This is a genomic window from Streptomyces pyxinae (assembly GCF_024756275.1).
GTDB lineage: Bacteria > Actinomycetota > Actinomycetes > Streptomycetales > Streptomycetaceae > Streptomyces > Streptomyces pyxinae.
Genome location: NZ_JANUGQ010000013.1, coordinates 112,483 through 131,091, shown reverse-complemented (window position 1 = coordinate 131,091; position 18,609 = coordinate 112,483). Strand labels below are relative to the sequence as shown.

16 protein-coding genes are annotated in these 18,609 nt (G+C 73.1%); 6 read left to right on the top strand and 10 right to left on the bottom strand.

The genetic code is table 11. The features are described from left to right. Nucleotides 1-14: 14 nt before the first annotated feature. Nucleotides 15-1,583: a PH domain-containing protein gene (locus tag NX801_RS17050; protein ID WP_428986165.1), complete on the top strand. Its 1,569-nt coding sequence runs from the start codon at nt 15-17 to the stop codon at nt 1,581-1,583. 9 nt (nt 1,584-1,592) lie between these two features. Here the strand turns inward: NX801_RS17050 and NX801_RS17045 are convergent, their stop codons facing one another. From NX801_RS17045 to tkt, 6 genes are all read right to left on the bottom strand, one after another. Continuing rightward, on the bottom strand, nt 1,593-1,955 hold the full coding sequence (locus tag NX801_RS17045; protein WP_258788590.1) for a hypothetical protein: 363 nt from the start codon (nt 1,953-1,955) through the stop codon (nt 1,593-1,595). 266 nt (nt 1,956-2,221) lie between these two features. Continuing rightward, nucleotides 2,222-3,028: a 6-phosphogluconolactonase gene (pgl, locus tag NX801_RS17040; protein WP_258788589.1), complete on the bottom strand. Its 807-nt coding sequence runs from the start codon at nt 3,026-3,028 to the stop codon at nt 2,222-2,224. Continuing rightward, nucleotides 3,025-4,236 carry a glucose-6-phosphate dehydrogenase assembly protein OpcA gene (opcA, locus tag NX801_RS17035; protein WP_258788588.1) on the bottom strand — a complete coding sequence of 404 codons (1,212 nt, stop codon included), beginning with the start codon at nt 4,234-4,236 and terminating at the stop codon, nt 3,025-3,027. Before opcA ends, pgl begins: the two co-directional genes overlap by 4 nt. Next, nucleotides 4,233-5,765: a glucose-6-phosphate dehydrogenase gene (gene zwf / locus NX801_RS17030; protein ID WP_258788587.1), complete on the bottom strand. Its 1,533-nt coding sequence runs from the start codon at nt 5,763-5,765 to the stop codon at nt 4,233-4,235. The genes opcA and zwf overlap by 4 nt, the downstream gene beginning before the upstream one ends. Before the next feature lie 4 nt (nt 5,766-5,769). Next, the gene (gene tal / locus NX801_RS17025; RefSeq protein ID WP_258788586.1) at nt 5,770-6,888 is read right to left on the bottom strand and encodes a transaldolase; all 1,119 of its coding nucleotides are present in this window, start codon (nt 6,886-6,888) and stop codon (nt 5,770-5,772) included. A gap of 37 nt (nt 6,889-6,925) precedes the next feature. Beyond that, a complete protein-coding gene (gene tkt / locus NX801_RS17020) occupies nt 6,926-9,013 on the bottom strand; it encodes a transketolase (RefSeq protein WP_258788584.1) in 2,088 nt (695 codons plus the stop codon). Between the two features lie 354 nt (nt 9,014-9,367). Here tkt and NX801_RS17015 point away from each other — a divergent pair, with 354 nt between their 5' ends. The 3 genes from NX801_RS17015 (at nt 9,368) to NX801_RS17005 (ending at nt 12,105) form a co-directional block, all read left to right on the top strand. Beyond that, nucleotides 9,368-10,309, top strand: coding sequence for a heme o synthase (locus tag NX801_RS17015; RefSeq protein ID WP_258788583.1), 942 nt, complete (start codon nt 9,368-9,370; stop codon nt 10,307-10,309). A 134-nt stretch (nt 10,310-10,443) separates the two neighbouring features. Beyond that, entirely contained in the window at nt 10,444-10,773 is a 330-nt protein-coding gene (locus NX801_RS17010; RefSeq protein WP_258788582.1) for a hypothetical protein, read from the top strand. A 150-nt stretch (nt 10,774-10,923) separates the two neighbouring features. Next, nucleotides 10,924-12,105, top strand: a complete 1,182-nt coding sequence (locus tag NX801_RS17005) for an amidohydrolase (RefSeq protein WP_258788581.1) — start codon at nt 10,924-10,926, stop codon at nt 12,103-12,105. Nucleotides 12,106-12,169: 64 nt separating this feature from the next. On the opposite strand, the gene NX801_RS17000 is transcribed toward NX801_RS17005, so the two are convergent. The 4 genes from NX801_RS17000 to NX801_RS16985 form a co-directional block, all read right to left on the bottom strand. Next, nucleotides 12,170-13,141, bottom strand: a complete 972-nt coding sequence (locus tag NX801_RS17000; RefSeq protein ID WP_258788580.1) for a COX15/CtaA family protein — start codon at nt 13,139-13,141, stop codon at nt 12,170-12,172. Nucleotides 13,142-13,429: 288 nt separating this feature from the next. Further along, nucleotides 13,430-13,990, bottom strand: coding sequence for a cysteine hydrolase family protein (locus NX801_RS16995; RefSeq protein WP_258788647.1), 561 nt, complete (start codon nt 13,988-13,990; stop codon nt 13,430-13,432). 64 nt (nt 13,991-14,054) lie between these two features. Next, nucleotides 14,055-14,822, bottom strand: coding sequence for an ABC transporter permease (locus tag NX801_RS16990; RefSeq protein WP_258788579.1), 768 nt, complete (start codon nt 14,820-14,822; stop codon nt 14,055-14,057). Continuing rightward, nucleotides 14,819-15,745 carry an ABC transporter ATP-binding protein gene (locus NX801_RS16985; RefSeq protein ID WP_258788578.1) on the bottom strand — a complete coding sequence of 309 codons (927 nt, stop codon included), beginning with the start codon at nt 15,743-15,745 and terminating at the stop codon, nt 14,819-14,821. Before NX801_RS16985 ends, NX801_RS16990 begins: the two co-directional genes overlap by 4 nt. A 460-nt stretch (nt 15,746-16,205) precedes the next feature. Here NX801_RS16985 and NX801_RS16975 point away from each other — a divergent pair, with 460 nt between their 5' ends. Together NX801_RS16975 and sufB are read left to right on the top strand one after the other, a co-directional pair. Beyond that, nucleotides 16,206-16,991: a helix-turn-helix transcriptional regulator gene (locus tag NX801_RS16975; protein WP_309505852.1), complete on the top strand. Its 786-nt coding sequence runs from the start codon at nt 16,206-16,208 to the stop codon at nt 16,989-16,991. Continuing rightward, complete coding sequence (gene sufB, locus NX801_RS16970) at nt 16,988-18,403, top strand: Fe-S cluster assembly protein SufB (protein WP_258788645.1); 1,416 nt, start codon at nt 16,988-16,990, stop codon at nt 18,401-18,403. The genes NX801_RS16975 and sufB overlap by 4 nt, the downstream gene beginning before the upstream one ends. Nucleotides 18,404-18,609 lie beyond the last annotated feature (206 nt).

The window sequence follows — 18,609 nt, the reverse complement described above, 5'->3', positions numbered from 1 at the left end:
ACCTGACTGTGCCCGTGTCCGAGCCCGGGCCGGTGGCCGGGGCGGAGCCCGGACCGGACGGCTGGCTGCGGCTCCATCCGCGCGCCGTCCTGCTCGCCACCCTGGTGACGGCCGGGGTCGCGGCCGGCGCGGGCTTCCCGGTGCTGCTGGGCCTGGCCGGCGCCGGCTGGGCGGGACACGGGAGCGGTCGACTCCTCGGCCTCGCCCTGCTGCCGGCCGGTTTCGCGCTGGCGGTGGCGAGCGGGGCCGTCGCCGGCCGGGTCCGGTGGAACCGCACCCGCTACCGGATCGGGCCCGAGCGGGCCGAGCTGCACAGCGGGATCCTCCTGGTCAAGCGGCGCTCGCTGGCCCGGGAGCGCATCCGTACCGTCGATCTGGTCGCCCCGCCGCTGCTGCGGGTGCTCGGTCTGGTCAAGGTGCGGATAGGCACCGGCGAGCACACCGGAGGCGGCGAGTCCACCCTGGAGCTGATGCCGGTCGGCCGGGCCGAGGGCGAACGGCTCCGCGCCCTGCTGCTCGACCGCGACCGGGGGCCGGCGCCTGCCGGGCACCCGGACGGCACGCTGGCGGCCCTGGACCCGCGCTGGATCCGGTACGCGCCGGTCTCCTTCCTCGCCCCGGTCCTCGGCGGCGCGGCGGCCGGCGGAGTGATGCAGGTCAGCGAGTGGTTCGGAGCGCAGAGCGAGGTCATCGACTGGGTGGGGGAGCGGTTCCGGGACACCCCGGTGCTCTGGATGGTCCTGGCCCTGGCGGCGATCGCCCTGCTGACCGGTGTCGTCGGGGCGCTGGGCCTCTGGGTCGAGATGTGGTGGAACTACCGGCTGGACCGGGAGCCCGGCGGCACCCTGCGGGTGCGGCGCGGGCTGTTCACCGCCCGCTCGCTCTCGCTGGAGGAGCGCCGGCTGCGCGGGGTGGAGCTGGTGGAGCCGCTCGGCGCCCGGCTCTGCGGGGCGGCCCGGGTGGACGCCGTGGCCACCGGCATAGCCGAGGACGACGAGGACAAGCACGCCGACCACAAGACGCTGCTGCCCGTCGCGCCCCGGGCGGTGGCCGACCAGGTGGCCGCCCGGGTGCTGCGGGAGGCCGTACCGCCGACCGGGGCGCTGCTGACCGCCCATCCGCCCGCCGCCCGGGCCCGCCGGGTGCGCTGGGCACTGGGCGCGGCGCTGATACCCGTCGCCGTCCTGGCCCTGCTCGGCGCGCTCCTCACCGATGTGCTGCTGTATGTGGCGGGCGGCTGCGCGGTGGTGCTGGTGCCCGTGGCGCTGCTGCTTGCCCGGGACGGCTACCGGAGCCTGGGCCACGGCCTGACCGGTGACTACCTGGTCGTCCGGCACGGCTCCGTCCGCCGCAGCACCGTGGCGCTGCGGCGGGAGGGGGTGATCGGCTGGGTGGTCAAGCAGTCCTGGTTCCAGCGCCGGGCCGGCCTGGTCACCCTGACCGCCACCACGGCGGCCGGCTCGGGGGCGTACCACGCCTTCGACGCCGGCACCGGTGAGGGACTGGAGTTCGCCGCCGGGGCCGTCCCGGGGCTGCTCGAACCGTTTCTGGAGCCCGGCCCCGGGGCGGGGACGAGCGGGTAGCCGGACCGGTCAGCAGAACCAGCCGTTCTGGACATAGCCCCGGGCGTTCACATTGCCGTAGGCGAAGCCGTACACCCACTCGCTGCCGAACTCGCCGTCGACGCCCTCCACGGTGAACGTCTGGCCGGAGTGCAGCTGATTGAAGCCGGCGCCACCCCGGGAGTGCCGTACGTCCAGGTCCTGGGCGCAGATGGTGAGCCGGGAGCCGATGTGCTGGGCCATGGCGTAGGTGTAGGGGCCGGCGGCGTGCGCGGGGGAGACCGGTGCCAGCAGCAGTGCGGCGACCGAGGCCACCAGACCTGCGAGTACACCGGGCCGGGCCCGGAACCTCCGGCGTACCGGTATGACGTCCTGCGTGGCGTGCGTCGCCATGACGGCTCCTCTCGGAAGGGGTGCGTCCGGTGCCTCGCCGGACGGCGACCACTCTGGCACAGTGCCGCCAACCGGTCAGCGGAATCCGGGTGTTGAAGCAGGGAGGGACATCACAGCCTCGCCAGGAGCCGCCCCCGACATGACTCGGGCACCCGGCTCCGCGCGGAGAGCGGACCCCGCCCCCGCCAGGAGCCGCCCCCGACACGGCTCGGGCCCGGCCCGCCGGGGTGGCGGACCGGGCCCGAGCCCGGGGTGTGCGGCTTGCCTCAGCCGGAGGAGGCCGCCGGGCGGTACAGCGACTCCGGCAGCTCGGCGGCGGCCGCCGCGTCCAGCAGCCAGAGCGTGCGCTCCCGGCCCCGGGCCCCGGCCGCCGGAGCGGACGCCGGGTCCCCGTCGGAGCCGTCCTCGGTGGCCGCCAGCACGGTCGCCGCGGCCTTCGCCTTGTCCTCGCCCGCCGCCAGCAGCCACACCTCACGGGCCGTCCGGATCGCCGGAAGGGTCAGCGAGACCCGGGTGGGCGGCGGCTTCGGCGCCTCGCGCACCGCCACCACCGGGCGCTCGGTCTCCCGCACCCCCGGCAGTCCCGGGAAGAGCGAGGCGACATGGGTGTCCGGCCCGACGCCCAGCAGCAGCACGTCGAAGACGGGCACCGCCCTGCCACCGGACCGGCCCGCCGCGGCGGCCAGTTCCTCGGCGTAGGCGGCGGCGGCCGCGTCCGCGTCGGAGCCGTACGCCCCGCCGGCCACCGGCATCGGGTGCACCCGGGCCGGGTCCAGCGGCACCGCGTCGAGCAGCGCCTCCCGGGCCTGGGTGTCGTTCCGGTCCGGGTCGCCCTCCGGCAGGAAGCGTTCGTCGCCCCACCAGAGGTCGAGCCGGGACCAGTCGATCGCGTCCCGGGCGGGCGAGGCGCCCAGCGCGGCGAGCAGCCCGTTGCCGTTGCGCCCGCCGGTGAGCACCACGGACGCCGAGCCGCGCGCGGCCTGGGCGTCCACCACGGCGGTGATCAGCCGGGCGGCGGCCGCCCGGGCCATCAGCTCCTTGTCGCGGTGGACGACCAGCCGGGGTGCGCTCACTTGGCCGCCGCCCGCTTGACCGGGGCCTTCTTGGCGGGTCCGCGCTCGGCCGGCTTGGCCCCGCCCTTGGCGCCCCCGGCACCCTTGCCGGACGCGGAGTCGGACCCGGAGCCGGTGTCGGAGTCCGACGCGGACCCGGCGTCGGACGCGGAGCCGGACGCGGCGCCCGCCTCCCCGCCCTGGCCGGCACCGGAGCCCGGGGCGCCGGTGGCGGTCGGCTCGCCCTGCGGCGAGGCCACGCCCTCGGCGGCCGGAGCGGCCTCCGTTCCGGACTCCGCCTCGGCGGCGCGCAGCTTCTCCACGCCGTACCGCAGTGCCGAGGCATAGGTGTCGTCCGGGTCCAGCCGCCGCAGCTCCTCGGCGATCAGCTCGGCCGTGTCGCGGCGCTTGAGCGCCACCGCCCGGTCCGGCTGCCCCTGCATGGAGAGCGTGGCGAGCAGGGCGTCCGGGCGGTGCAGGGCGATCGGCCCGCAGCTGGTCTCCAGCCGTACCGCGGTGAGCCCGGGCCCGGCCGAGGAGGAACGGCGGACCGTCACCTTCAGCCGGTCGGCCAGCCACATGGCCAGCAGCTCCACGCTCGGGTTGTACTCCTCGCCCTCCACCTCGGCCGAGGTGACCTCGCACTCGACCTGGTCCAGGGCGGCGGCCAGCATGGAGCGCCAGGGGGTGATCCGGGTCCAGGACAGATCCGTGTCGCCCGGGGTGTAGGCGTGGGCGCGGGCGATCAGGTCCTCGACCGGCTGCTCGGCCGCGTAGGTGTCGGTCACCCGGCGCTGGCCGAGCGCCCCCAGCGGGTCGTTGGCCGGGTCGGTGGGGCCGGCGACCGGCCACCAGACGACGACCGGCGCGTCCGGCAGCAGCAGCGGGAGCACCACGGACTGGGCGTGGTCGGTGACCTCGCCGTACAGCCGCAGCACCACCGTCTCGCCGGCGCCGGCGTCCGCGCCGACCCGCACCTCGGCGTCCAGCCGGGCGGAGGCACGGGCGCGCGGGGAGCGGGAGACCCGCTTGATGACGACCAGGGTGCGGGAGGGGTGTTCGCGGGACGCCTCGTTGGAGGCCTTGAGCGCGTCGTACGCGTTCTCCTCGTCGGTGACGATGACCAGCGTGAGCACCATGCCGACGGCGGGGGTACCGAGGGCCCGCCGGCCCTGCACCAGAGCCTTGTTGATCTTGCTGGACGTGGTGTCCGTGAGGTCGATCTTCATGGCCGGCGCCAGCTCCGTCCGTCTCGTGCGAGCATTTCGTCCGCCTCGGCCGGGCCCCAGGTGCCCGCCGTGTACTGCGCGGGCTTGCCGTGCTGGTCCCAGTACTCCTCGATCGGGTCGAGGATCTCCCAGGAGCGCTCGACCTCCTCCGTGCGCGGGAAGAGGTTGGAGTCGCCCAGCAGCACATCGAGGATGAGCCGCTCGTACGCCTCGGGGCTGGACTCGGTGAAGGACTCGCCGTACGCGAAGTCCATCGAGACGTCCCGGACCTCCATCGAGGTGCCGGGCACCTTGGAACCGAACCGCATGGTCACGCCCTCGTCCGGCTGCACCCGGATGACCAGGGCGTTCTGCCCCAGCTCCTCGGTGGCGGTGTGGTCGAAGGGCGAGTGCGGGGCGCGCTGGAAGACCACCGCGATCTCGGTGACCCGGCGGCCCAGCCGCTTGCCGGTGCGCAGATAGAAGGGGACGCCCGCCCAGCGGCGGTTGTCGATCTCCAGCTTGACCGCGGCGTAGGTGTCGGTCTTGGAGGCCGGGTCGATGCCCTCCTCCTCCAGGTAGCCGACGGCCCGCTCGCCGCCCTGCCAGCCGGCCGCGTACTGCGCGCGCACGGTGTCCCGGCCCAGGTCCTTCGGGAGCTTGACCGCGCCCAGCACCTTGGTCTTCTCGGAGGCCAGCGCGTCCGCGTCGAAGGAGGCGGGTTCCTCCATGGCGGTGAGCGCCAGCAGCTGGAGCAGGTGGTTCTGGATGACGTCCCGGGCGGCGCCGATGCCGTCGTAGTACCCGGCCCGGCCGCCGATGCCGATGTCCTCGGCCATGGTGATCTGGACGTGGTCGACATAGGACCGGTTCCAGATCGGCTCGAAGAGGGTGTTGGCGAAGCGGAGCGCCAGGATGTTCTGGACGGTCTCCTTGCCGAGGTAGTGGTCGATCCGGAAGACCTGGTCCGAGGCGAAGACCTCGTGCACGATCTCGTTGAGCTCCTTGGCGGAGGTCAGATCGTGGCCGAACGGCTTCTCGATGACCGCGCGCCGCCAGGAGCCGTCCTTCTGGTCGGCCAGCCCGTGCTTCTTGAGCTGCTGGACGACGAGCGGGAAGAACTTGGGCGGCACCGAGAGGTAGAAGGCGAAATTGCCGCCCGTCCCCTGCGCCTTGTCCAGCTCCTCCATCGTCTTCTTCAGGGTCTCGAACGCGTCGTGGTCGTCGAAGTCGCCCTGGACGAAGCGCATTCCCTGGCTGAGCTGCTGCCAGACCTCCTCGCGGAACGGCGTCCGCGCGTGCTGCTTGACCGCCTGGTAGACCTCTTCGGCGAAGTCCTCGTCCTCCCACTGCCGGCGGGCGAAGCCGATCAGCGAGAAGCCCGGCGGAAGCAGACCCCGGTTGGCGAGGTCGTAGACGGCGGGCATCAGCTTCTTGCGCGACAAATCGCCCGTGACGCCGAAAATCACCAGGCCCGACGGCCCCGCGATGCGCGGGAGCCGTCGGTCCTGGGCGTCACGGAGCGGATTGGCTCCGTGTACTCCGGACAAGTCCTCAGCCCTCCGAGGGAGCGAGGCGCTTGAGCTCCGCCTCGGTCGACTTGAGCAGGTCGTTCCAGGACGCCTCGAACTTGTCGACGCCCTCGTCCTCCAGCAGCCGCACGACCTCGTCGTACGAGATGCCCAGCTTCTCGATGGCGTCGAGGTCGGCGCGGGCCTGCTCGTAGGTGCCGGCGATCGTGTTGCCGGTGATCGAGCCGTGGTCGCCGGCCGCCTCCAGGGTGGCCTCCGGCATGGTGTTGACGGTGCCCGGGGCGACGAGCTCGTCCACGTACAGGGTGTCCTTGTACGCCGGGTCCTTGACGCCGGTCGAGGCCCAGAGCGGGCGCTGCTTGTTGGCCTGCGCCTTGTCCAGCGCCGCCCAGCGGTCGGAGGAGAAGACCTCCTCGTACGCCTGGAAGGCGAGCCGCGCGTTGGCCAGCGCCGCCTTGCCCTTGAGGGCCTTGGCCTCGTCGGTGCCGATGCCGTCGAGCCGCTTGTCGATCTCGGTGTCCACCCGGGAGACGAAGAAGGACGCCACCGAGTGGATCTTCGACAGGTCCAGACCGCGCTCCTTGGCCTTCTCCAGGCCGGAGAGGTAGGCGTCCATGACCTTGCGGTAGCGGTCCAGCGAGAAGACCAGCGTGACATTGACGCTGATGCCGAGGCCGATGGTCTCGGTGATCGCCGGCAGACCCGCCTCGGTGGCCGGGATCTTGATCAGGGTGTTGGGCCGGTCCACCAGCCACGCGAGCTGCTTGGCCTCGGCGGCCGTCGCCTTGGTGTTGTGCGCCAGGCGCGGGTCGACCTCGATGGAGACCCGGCCGTCCTGGCCCTGGGTGCGGTCGAAGACCGGCCGCAGGATGTCGGCGGCGTCCCGGACGTCCGCCGTGGTGATCATGCGAATGGCTTCCTCGACCGTCACCTCACGGGCGGCCAGGTCGGACAGCTGCTGGTCGTAGCCGTCACCCTGGGAGATCGCCTTCTGGAAGATCGAGGGGTTGGTGGTGACGCCCACGACGTGCCGCTCGTCGATCAGCTCGGCCAGGTTGCCGGAGGTGATCCGCTTGCGGGACAGGTCGTCGAGCCAGATCGCGACGCCTTCGTCGGAGAGGCGCTTGAGTGCGTCTGTCATGAGGGTTGCATCTCCTAGGGAAACTCGTATATGGGCGTCAGCGCGCGGCGGCGTCGAGGGATTCCCGGGCGGCGGCGGCGACCGCGTCGGCGGTGAAGCCGAACTCGCGGAAGAGGACCTTGGCGTCGGCCGAGGCACCGAAGTGCTCCAGCGAGACGATCCGGCCCGCGTCACCCACGTAGCGGTGCCAGGTCAGGCCGATCCCGGCCTCGACGGCGACCCGCGCCTTCACGGACGGCGGCAGCACGGACTCCCGGTACCCCTGGTCCTGCTCCTCGAACCACTCCACGCACGGCATCGAGACGACCCGGGTCGGCACCCCGGCGGCCTGGAGCTGCTCGCGCGCCTCCACCGCCAGCTGCACCTCGGAACCGGTGCCGATCAGGATCGCCTGCGGCTCGCCGCCCTCGGCCTCGGCCAGGACGTAGCCACCGCGCACGGTGTCCTCGTTGGGCTCGTAGGTCGGCACACCCTGGCGGGTGAGCGCCAGACCGTGCGGGGCGCCCACGCCGAACTCCTTGGTCCAGCGGCGCAGGATCTCGCGCCAGGCGATCGCCGTCTCATTGGCGTCGGCCGGGCGGACCACGTTCAGGCCCGGGATGGCGCGCAGCGAGGCCAGGTGCTCCACCGGCTGGTGGGTCGGGCCGTCCTCGCCGAGGCCGATCGAGTCATGGGTCCACACGTAGGTCACCGGCAGGTGCATCAGCGCGGAGAGCCGGACGGCGTTGCGCATGTAGTCGGAGAACACCAGGAAGGTGCCGCCGTAGACGCGGGTGTTGCCGTGCAGCGCGATGCCGTTCATCTCCGCGGCCATGGAGTGCTCGCGGATGCCGAAGTGGATGGTGCGGCCGTACGGGTCGGCCTCCGGCAGCGCGTTGCCGGCCGGCAGGAACGACGACGTCTTGTCGATGGTCGTGTTGTTGGAGCCGGCCAGGTCGGCGGAGCCGCCCCACAGCTCGGGGATGATCCCGCCCAGCGCCTGGAGGACCTTGCCGGAGGCGGCGCGGGTGGCGACGGCCTTGCCGGTCTCGAAGACCGGGAGCTTCTGCTCCCAGCCGGCCGGCAGCTCGCCCTTGGCGATCCGGTCGAACTCGGCGGCCCGCTCCGGGTTGGCGCTCCGCCAGGCGTCGAAGGACTCCTCCCAGGCGGCACGGGCCTCCCGGCCCCGGTCCAGGGCGCCGCGGGTGTGCGCCAGCACCTCGTCGGAGACCTCGAAGGTCTTCTCCGGGTCGAAGCCGAGCACCCGCTTGGTGGCCGCGACCTCCTCGTCGCCCAGCGCCGAGCCGTGCGCGGCCTCGGTGTTCTGGGCGTTGGGCGCGGGCCAGGCGATGATCGAGCGCATCGCGATGAACGACGGGCGGTCCGTCACGGCCTTGGCCGCCTCGATCGCCGCGTACAGCGCCGCCGGGTCCAGGTCGCCGTTCTCCTGCGGCTCCACCCGCTGCACGTGCCAGCCGTACGCCTCGTACCGCTGGACGGTGTCCTCGGAGACGGCGGTCTCGGTGTCGCCCTCGATCGAGATGTGGTTGTCGTCCCACAGCATGATCAGGTTGCCGAGCTTCTGGTGCCCGGCCATCGAGGACGCCTCGGCCGAGATGCCCTCCTGGAGGCAGCCGTCACCGGCGATCACGAAGACGTGGTGGTCGAACGGGGAGGTGCCGGGGGCCGCCTCCGGGTCGAACAGACCGCGCTCGTAGCGGGCGGCCATCGCCATGCCCACGGCGTTGGCGACACCCTGGCCGAGCGGTCCGGTGGTCGTCTCGACGCCGACCGTGTGGCCGTACTCCGGGTGGCCCGGGGTCTTCGAGCCCCAGGTGCGGAACGCCTTCAGGTCGTCCAGCTCAAGGCCGAAACCGGCCAGGTACAGCTGGGTGTAGAGCGTCAGGGACGAGTGGCCCGCGGACAGCACGAAGCGGTCGCGCCCGGTCCAGTCGGCGTCCGCCGGGTCGTGTCGCATCACCTTCTGGAAGAGGGTGTACGCGGCCGGGGCCAGGCTCATGGCCGTACCCGGATGGCCGTTGCCGACCTTCTGTACGGCGTCCGCTGCCAGGACGCGGGCGGTGTCCACGGCCCGCTGGTCCTCTTCGGTCCACTCAAGGTCTGTGGTGGTCGGCTTGGTACTCACCCTGGGTCAGGGCTCCTCTCCACATGTCGAATGCCGGTGACGGAGATCCCACCGGCCGTTGTCGAGCCTACCCCCGTGAACACGTGCGTTTTCGCGCGTCATTCCACCCTGCGGTCATTGCTTGGATCCCGCCTCCCGACTGGGCTGTCGGGTATTCGGCACATGAATGCGAGGGCGCTCAATCGGGCGCTCGTCCGAGCGCTCTTTCTCCCCTTTGCTGCACCCGGCCCAACACGACCCACCCCCGCGAAGGACGATGTGAGGGCTCCGTCTAGAGTGGCGTGGTACGCGCGAGCCCCACCGGCGATCACGACTCCCGGGCGGGCTCGCTGGGAGTCTCTGTCAGGGGTGTGCGTGACGGCCGTCGAATCCCGTCCGGCGGGTGTGCTCGGAACGAGCACCGGCAAGCGGCCATGGGGGGCCCGCGTCAAGGCGTTCGTGGCGCTGACCAAGCCGCGGATCATCGAACTGCTGCTGATCACCACCGTGCCGGTGATGTTCCTGGCCCAGCAGGGTGTCCCCGATCTGAAGCTGGTGCTCGCCACCTGCCTCGGCGGCTATCTCTCGGCGGGCGGCGCCAACGCGCTCAACATGTACATCGACCGCGACATCGACGCCCTGATGGACCGCACCTCGCAGCGGCCGCTGGTCACCGGAATGGTGTCGCCGCGCGAGGGGCTGGTCTTCGGACTCATCCTCGCGGTGGTCTCCACCCTCTGGTTCGGCCTGCTGGTCAACTGGCTCTCCGCCTGGCTGTCGCTCGGCGCGCTCCTCTTCTACGTCGTCGTCTACACGATGATCCTGAAGCGCCGCACCGCGCAGAACATCGTCTGGGGCGGCATCGCCGGCTGCATGCCGGTCCTGATCGGCTGGTCCGCCGTCACCGACTCCGTCTCCTGGGCCGCCCTCATCCTCTTCCTGGTCATCTTCTTCTGGACGCCGCCGCACTACTGGCCGCTGTCGATGAAGGTCAAGGACGACTACGCCCGGGTCGGCGTGCCGATGCTCCCGGTGATCGCCGGCAACAAGGTGGTCGCCCGCCAGATCGTCCTCTACAGCTGGGTGATGGTCGGCGTGTCGCTGCTGCTCCAGCCGCTCGGCTACACCGGCTGGTTCTACACGGCCGTGGCGCTCGCCACCGGCGGCTGGTGGCTCTGGGAGGCGCACGCCCTCCAGGCCCGCGCCCGTGCCGGGGAGACCGGCGGCCGGCTCAAGGAGATGCGCCTCTTCCACTGGTCCATCACCTATGTGTCGCTGCTCTTCGTGGCGGTCGCGGTGGATCCCTTCCTCCGGTAGATCCCGGGTTCCTCCGGTAGATCCCGGGCCGGCGCCCCGAGGTGCCGATGTGCTCGCCGACGGGCGGGCCGCGTGGCCAAAACCACGCGGTCCGCCCGTCGCCAGTTGATCTACCCGCGAGTAGCATCCAGAGCATGGCAGACACCAAGCAGGCCAAGCAGACCGAACGGAAGGCGGCGCGGCTCGCCAAGCAGATCAAGGCGTTCTCCGCCCGGCACGGCGGCGCCGAGGGTCAGCTCGCGCACCTGGGACAGCGCGGCACCCGGATCGTGCTCGTCGGTGAGGACGGCGGCTGGGGCGACCTGGTGGCACCCACTCACGACATGGCGCTGTCCGCCGCCGAGCGAGCCGGGCTCACCCTGCACGAGAACTTCGACGGCGAGCTCGCCGCCAAGGTGCGCACCGGCCCCTACGAGTGGAGCCGGATGGCCGGCATCCAGGTCGGCGGCCCCTCCAACGGCTGAGGCGGGCCCCGTGACCGGCGAGCACCCGCCAGCACCGGCGAAGACCCTTTTATCGCACCGCACCGCCGGGGAGCCGCACGGCTTGCCGGGCCGCCGGGGAGCCCTGCCCCACCGCCGGAGAGCCTTACCCCACCGCCGGGGAGCCTCCCGGTGATCGAGATCCCGCCCCTGGTGGACCAGTGCGGCCACGGCATGGACCGCGCCGACCTGGGCCTGGGCACCTTCGAGACCCTGCTGGGCGCCACCGCCGGCCCGCCCGCCCCCGGCACCACCCGCTTCGACTCCCCGGCCGGGACGGCGCTGCGCCGCTGGTGCCCGCCGCTGCTGGACCTGGAGCCGCACTGCGCGCCCGCCCGCTATCTGGCCCGCCGCCGGGAGCTGGGCGCCCTGGAGACCGAGCGCCGGCTGCTGGCGGCGGCGGGCACCGGGGAGTGGCTGGTCGACCCGGCCCCCGAGGCCGCCGGTGGCCCCGGCGACTCCGGCACCGACCCCGCCGCTGGTCCCGCGCTCTCCGGTGGCGGCCCGGTCCACGAGGTGGTCCGGCTGGAGCGGCTGGCCGCGCAGATCGCGGACACCTCGGGCACCGTCGACGGGCTGCTGGTCAACCTGGCGGAGGCGGTGCGCGGCACGGCCGGCACGGCGGTCGCCTTCAGCGCGGCGGCCTTCGGCACGGGTGCCGGCACGGGCGTGCCCGGCGCGGCCCCGGTGCCCGCCCCCGCCGCCGACGGGCCGCCGCCGCGCCACGCGGTACGGGCGGCGGCCGGGGCCTGGCTGGCTGGCCGCGACGCCGAGCGGTACGCGACCGGTACGGCTCCGGGGCCCGGCCGCCACGGATGGCCGACCGGGCCGGTGCTGCTGGCCCACCTCCACTGGCTGGCCGTCGCCGCCGGACGTCCGCTCCAGCTCCGGCTGGGCGGCACCGATCCGACGGCCCTCGCCCCCTTCGCGGCGGCCACCGCCGGGCTGGGCGCCGATCTGGTGCTGCTCGGCTGCTACCCGTACCACCGCCAGGCGGCCCTGCTCGCGGACCGGTTCCCGCAGGTGTACGCCGATGTGGGCACCGCCCCGGCCGGGCCCGCGCCCGGGGTGGCGGCGACGGTGCTGGCCGGGGTGCTGGAGACGGCGCCGTACGGCAAGGTGCTCTGGTCCAGCGGCGCCCGGGGCCTGCCCGAACTGCACCTGGTGGCGGCGCGGGCGTTCCGCGAGGCGCTGGGCCGGCTGCTGACCGACCGGGTGAGCGGCGGGGCCTGGCCGGCCGGGGACGCCCGGCGGGTGGCCGCCCTGGTGGCGGCGGGAAACGCCCGGCGCGTGTACCGGCTGCCGGCGCCCTGAGCCCGGCCGCCGCTCCGTACGGCAGCCGGGCGCGCGGGTGGTGCCGGTCAGACGGTGGTGCCGGTCAGGCGGTGGTGGTGAGTGCGGCCTCGGGCCGGGCCAGGACCTCCGGGCGGTCCGCCGGCCGCTCCCGGAAGGAGAGCGCCAGCCGCAGCACCGCGATCCACATCAGCGCGGAGCCGAGCATGTGCAGCCCCACCAGCACCTCGGGCACCCCGGTGAAGTACTGGACGTAGCCGATCGCCCCCTGCGCCAGCAGCACCAGGAGCAGGTCCCGGGCGCGCGCCCGGGTGTCGTCCGGGGCGTCCACCACGCGCAGCGCCACGAACACCGCGACGGCCAGCGCGCAGACCACCCAGGCGAAGATCGCGTGCACATGGGCGGCCGTCACGAAGTCGAACGGCATCCGGGGGACGTCGCTGCTGTCGCCCGCGTGCTTGCCCGAACCGGTCACGGTGGTCCCGGCGGCGACCAGCCCCCCGGCGACCACCACCAGCGCCCAGCCGAGCCTCCGCACCGGCTTGGGCACCCGGGGCCGGGGGGCGCCGTCGCCCTCGCCGGCCCGTACCCAGGTGAGGGTGGCGACGGTCAGCAGGGCGTTGGCGGCCAGGAAGTGGCCGGCCACCGTCCAGGGGTTGAGGCCCATCCAGACCGTGATGCCGCCGATCACGGCGTTGCTCATCACCAGCCAGAACTGCGTCCAGGCGAGCCGCGAGAGCTTCCGGCGCCGGGGCTTGGCGCACCGGGCGGCGACGATCGCCCAGCCGACAGCCGCCGACAGGACGTACGTCAGCATCCGGTTGCCGAACTCGATGGCCCCGTGCAGGCCCTGCTCGGGCGTGGCGAAGAGGCTGTCGTCCGTGCACTTGGGCCAGGTGTCGCAGCCGAGGCCGGAGCTGGTCAGCCGGACGGCGCCGCCGGTGACGATGATGACGACGCTCATCACCACGGCGGCGAGCGCGGCCCGCCGGACCGTCTTGGGCGAGGGCGTCCAGCGCTGGGCGAGGTAGGACAGGGGGGTCAGCACGGCACCCATGGTAGGACGCCGCTTGTGCACGGATTCACGAGGGGGTCGTCCTGGCTCATTTCGTACGCCGGGTGCGCCGGGCGTGCCGGATATGCCCGGTACGCCGGGTGCGCGACAGGGGCCGGTACGCCTCCGTACGCCGGTACGCTTCCGTACGCCTGCGCGTCTGTGCGCCTCGCACGCCGCCACGGCCGCCGGGCTTTCCGGGGCCGTACGGCTCCGGCCGCGGCCTTCCGGGCGCCCTGCCCACCCCGCCGACCGCGGCCTTCCGGGCGCCCTGCCCACCCCGCCGGCCCCCTACCCGGCGAGCGTCGCCAGCCAGTCGTCCACCGTCAGCACGTCCGCCCACTGCGGGAAGACCCGCTCGGTCAGCACCCGGTGGATCCCGGGGTCGGGGTCGAGACAGGCGTCCGCCAGCACGGTGAGGCCGAAGTCCAGGTCATTGGCCTGGCACAGGGTGTGCAGCACCACCCCGGAGGTGGCGATCCCGGCGAGCACCAGGCTCTCGACGCCACGGGTCCGGAGGACCAGATCGAGATCGCTGCCCGAGAACGCGCTCGCCCGCCGCTTGGTCACCACCGCCTCACCCGGCCGGGGCGCGACCGCCGGATGGATCTCCGTACCGGGAGCGTCCTCGGCGAACAGACCGGCCGCCGCGGCGGCGGTGAGCACCCGGTTGCGCGGACCGACGTCCGGCACCCCCGGCCGCAGCCCGACCCGTACATGGATCACCGGCACACCCGCCGCCCTGGCCCCCTCGACCGCCTCGCGCAGGCGCGGCAGACAGCCGGCACCGGCGCCGGTCAGCTCCACGATCTCGCGCTGGATGTCCATCACCAGCAGGGCGGTCCTCGCCATGGTCACCGTGCGCCCCTCGTCCCGTCCCTGTCCCGTCCTCATCCCACGCCCCCCGCTCGGGGCCTCACTCCCAGCGGAAGAACCGCGCCGCCGCGCCGAGCCCCAGCACCGCCCACACCGCGAGCACCCCGAGCTGGGCCACCGGCAGTCCGGCGCCGTCCCGCAGCACCTCGCGCAGGCCCTCGGAGAGCGCCGCGATCGGCAGCAGCTCCAGCGCCGCCCGCGCCCCCTCCGGGAACTTCTCCAGCGGCACGATCACCCCACCGCCCACCAGCAGGAGCAGGAACACCAGATTGGCGGCGGCCAGGGTGGCCTCGGCCCGCAGGGTGCCGGCCATCAGCAGTCCGAGCCCGGAGAACGCCGCCGTACCGGCCACCAGGAGCAGCAGCACGGCGAGCGGGTTGCCGTGCGGCGACCAGCCGAGGCCCAGCGCGATGGCGGCCAGCAGCAGCACCTGGAGCACCTCGGTGACCAGCACCGAGAGGGTCTTGGCGGTCATCAGCGCCCAGCGGGGGAGCGGGGAGGCGCCCAGCCGCTTGAGCACCCCGTACCGCCGCTCGAAGCCGGTGGCGATCGCCTGGCCGGTGAAGGCCGTGGACATCACCGCCAGCGCCAGCACGCCCGGCGCCAGGAAGTCCACGGCGGGCCCGGAGCCGGTGTCCACGATGTCGACCGAGGAGAACAGCACCAGCAGCAGCGAGGGGATGATCACGGTCAGCAGCAGCTGCTCGCCGTTGCGCAGCAGCATCCGGGTCTCCAGCACCGTCTGCGCCGCGATCATGCGGCCCACGGGCGCGGCCCCGGGCCGGGGGGTGTACGTACCGCCGCTCATCGGCGCAGCTCCTTGCCGGTCAGCTCCAGGAAGACGTCCTCCAGGGTGCGCCGCTCCACCGCGATGCCCTCCGCCAGCACTCCGTGCTGGGCGCACCAGGAGGTGACGGTGACCAGCAGCTCCGGGTCGACCGTGCCGGTGATCCGGTAGGAGCCGGGGGTCAGCTCGGCGGCGGCGGTGCCGTCGGGGAGCGCCTTGAGCAGCGCCCCCAGGTCGAGTCCGGGGCGCCCGGTGAACCGCAGGGTGTTCTCGGCGCCGCCCCGGCACAGCTCCTCGGGGGTGCCCTGGACGGCCACCCGGCCGCCGTCGATGATCGCCACCTCGTCCGCGAGCTGCTCGGCCTCGTCCATGAAGTGGGTGGTCAGTACGGTGCTGACGCCGTCGGCGCGCAGCTCCCGGATCAGCTCCCAGGTGGCGCGGCGGGCCTGCGGGTCGAGTCCGGCGGTCGGCTCGTCCAGGAAGAGCAGCTCGGGCCGGCCGACCACCGCCATGGCGAGCGAGAGCCGCTGCTGCTGGCCGCCGGAGAGCCGCCGGTAGCCGGTACGGCCGCAGGAGCCGAGGCCGAGCCGCTCGACCAGCGCGTCCACGTCCAGCGGATGGGCGTACAGCTTCGCCATGTGGCGCAGCATCTCGCCGGCCCGGGCACCGGAGTAGACGCCGCCGGACTGGAGCATCACCCCGATCCTGGGCCGCAGCCGGGCCGCGTCGGCGACCGGGTCGAGCCCCAGCACCCGGACGCTGCCGGCGTCGGGGCGGCGGTAGCCCTCGCAGGTCTCGACGGTGGTGGTCTTGCCGGCCCCGTTGGGCCCGAGGACGGCGGTGACCGTACCGGCCCGGACATCGAGATCGAGGCCGTCCACCGCGGTCTTCGACCCGTACCGCTTGACCAGGCCACGGACCTGGACGACGGACTCGTATCGCATGACGGGAAGTCTAGGCAGCCGTTCGGGTTCCGCCGTCCGGGGGATGCGCATCACCCGGCGCACGCCCGTGTCCCCAGTGCTTCGTGCTGTTCCGTACTGCTCCGTGGTGCCCGGCCGCGCCCGGCGCCCTGAGGGTGACGGCGGGCGGGGCGGCTGGTCACACGCCCGTTCGGGTGAGCCGTCCGGCGGGTCGCGGGGCGGAGCGCGTACGGCGTCGTGGCGGGGTCCCGACTCCTGCGGAGGGCGGCCCGCAGACGGCCCGGGAACGGACAAACCGCCGGTCAGGGCGGTCACGGAGGGTGGCGGGGCCGCGCGCGCGGCCCGCCGCCGGACCTGCGGAATTGATCCCATGAATGATCATTTCCGCAGGTCAGGTTAGGTTTCCCTAAGTGACGCACGGCACCGCGAGTGATCCCGACGCGGGTTGTCACCCCGCTTCGAATTACGCAACAATGGCGTTGTGAAAAACGTCGGCGAGGCCCACCAGGCTCCGGTGGAGGAGCTCGCGGCCGGGGCGCGATCGGATCGATCGACGCGCAACCGGGTCGCGCGGTCCATCCTGGACCACGGCCCCTCGACCGTCACCGAACTGGCCCGGCGGCTCGGCCTCACCCAGGCCGCCGTCCGCCGCCACCTCGACGCCCTGGTGGCCGACGACGTCGTGGCGCCGCACGCCCAGCGCGTCTACGGCGCCCGCACCCGGGGGCGTCCGGCGAAGGTCTTCGCGCTGACCGACTGCGGGCGGGACGCCTTCGACCAGTCGTACGACTCGCTCGCCGTCGACGCCCTGCGCTGGATCGAGCAGCACGCGGGCGGCGAGGCGGCCGTCGCGGCGTTCGCCCGGGACCGGATGGCGGCCCAGGCCGAGGGATACCGCGCCCAGGTCGAGGCCGCGCCCCCGGAGGACCGGGCCGAGGCGCTCGCCAGGGCGCTGAGCGCCGACGGGTACGCTGCCACGGCCCGTACCGCGCCGGTCGGGCGGCAGCTCTGCCAGCACCACTGCCCGGTCGCCCATGTGGCCGAGCGCTATCCACAGCTCTGCGAGGCGGAGACCGAGGTCTTCTCCCGCCTCCTCGGGACGCACGTCCAGCGGCTGGCGACCATCGCCCACGGCGACGGGGTCTGCACGACGTACATTCCGGACGGCGGCCCCCCGCCGCCCCAGACTTCACCGCAGTCCACCCCTGCGTCAGCTTCAGCACGTCCATCAGCATCCGCACGTACGGCCGGGAGGAACCCCGCATGACCACCGAGATCAGCCACCCCGAGCTTGAGGGCCTGGGTCGGTACGAGTACGGCTGGGCCGACTCGGACGCGGCCGGTGCCGCCGCCAAGCGCGGACTCTCCGAGGCTGTCGTCCGCGACATCTCGGAGAAGAAGAACGAGCCGGAGTGGATGCTCAAGCTGCGGCTGAAGGGTCTGCGCCTCTTCGACAAGAAGCCCATGCCGAACTGGGGCTCGGACCTGTCGGGCATCGACTTCGACAACATCAAGTACTTCGTCCGCTCCACCGAGAAGCAGGCCGCCAGCTGGGAGGACCTGCCCGAGGACATCAAGAACACCTACGACAAGCTGGGCATCCCCGAGGCGGAGAAGCAGCGGCTGGTCGCCGGTGTCGCGGCGCAGTACGAGTCCGAGGTCGTCTACCACCAGATCCGCGAGGACCTGGAGGCGCAGGGCGTCATCTTCCAGGACACCGACACCGCGCTGAAGGAGCACCCGGAGCTGTTCCAGGAGTACTTCGGCACCGTCATCCCGGTGGGTGACAACAAGTTCGCCTCGCTGAACACCGCGGTCTGGTCCGGCGGCTCGTTCATCTACGTGCCCAAGGGCGTCCACGTGGACATCCCGCTCCAGGCGTACTTCCGGATCAACACCGAGAACATGGGCCAGTTCGAGCGGACGCTGATCATCGTCGACGAGGACGCCTACGTCCACTACGTCGAGGGCTGCACCGCCCCGATCTACTCCTCGGACTCGCTGCACAGCGCCGTGGTGGAGATCATCGTCAAGAAGGGCGGCCGCTGCCGCTACACGACCATCCAGAACTGGTCGAACAACGTCTACAACCTGGTCACCAAGCGCGCCGTCGCCTACGAGGGCGCCACCATGGAGTGGGTCGACGGCAACCTCGGCTCCAAGGTGACCATGAAGTACCCGGCGGTCTACCTGATGGGTGAGCACGCCAAGGGCGAGACGCTCTCCATCGCCTTCGCGGGCGAGGGCCAGCACCAGGACGCCGGCGCCAAGATGGTGCACATGGCGCCGAACACCTCCTCCAACATCGTCTCCAAGTCGGTGGCGCGAGGCGGCGGCCGCACCTCCTACCGGGGTCTCATCGAGATCGGTGAGGGCGCCCCGGGCGCCAAGTCCAATGTGCTCTGCGACGCCCTGCTGGTGGACACGATCTCCCGCTCGGACACCTACCCGTACGTCGACGTCCGCGAGGACGACGTGTCCATGGGCCACGAGGCGACCGTCTCCAAGGTCTCCGAGGACCAGCTCTTCTACCTGATGAGCCGCGGTCTGAGCGAGGACGAGGCGATGGCGATGATCGTCCGCGGCTTCGTGGAGCCGATCGCCAAGGAGCTGCCGATGGAGTACGCGCTGGAACTCAACCGGCTGATCGAGCTCCAGATGGAGGGCGCGGTCGGCTGACCCGCCGCCCGCCCGTCCGCCGAGCGGTACGCCGCCGGTGCCGTACCGGAGCCGTGGGGCCGTGACCGCGAGGTGACGGCCCCACGGCCCCGGGCCCGGCCTCCGCACCGGTGGCCCTCCTGGTCCGGGGCCCCTCCCGGACCACGGCCGGCCCGGACCCCGGGTGGCCCGGGTGCCGTGCGGCGGGCGGTGCTCCCCGTACCCCC

Coding starts and splice junctions, on each gene's coding strand:
- NX801_RS16985 (WP_258788578.1), bottom strand. CDS start 15,745: ATGCGATACGAGTCCGTCGTCCAGGTCCGTGGCCTGGTCAAGCGGTAC.
- sufB (WP_258788645.1), top strand. CDS start 16,988: ATGACCACCGAGATCAGCCACCCCGAGCTTGAGGGCCTGGGTCGGTAC.
- NX801_RS16990 (WP_258788579.1), bottom strand. CDS start 14,822: ATGAGCGGCGGTACGTACACCCCCCGGCCCGGGGCCGCGCCCGTGGGC.
- NX801_RS17000 (WP_258788580.1), bottom strand. CDS start 13,141: ATGGGTGCCGTGCTGACCCCCCTGTCCTACCTCGCCCAGCGCTGGACG.
- NX801_RS16995 (WP_258788647.1), bottom strand. CDS start 13,990: ATGGCGAGGACCGCCCTGCTGGTGATGGACATCCAGCGCGAGATCGTG.
- NX801_RS17010 (WP_258788582.1), top strand. CDS start 10,444: ATGGCAGACACCAAGCAGGCCAAGCAGACCGAACGGAAGGCGGCGCGG.
- tal (WP_258788586.1), bottom strand. CDS start 6,888: ATGACAGACGCACTCAAGCGCCTCTCCGACGAAGGCGTCGCGATCTGG.
- opcA (WP_258788588.1), bottom strand. CDS start 4,236: ATGAAGATCGACCTCACGGACACCACGTCCAGCAAGATCAACAAGGCT.
- NX801_RS17045 (WP_258788590.1), bottom strand. CDS start 1,955: ATGGCGACGCACGCCACGCAGGACGTCATACCGGTACGCCGGAGGTTC.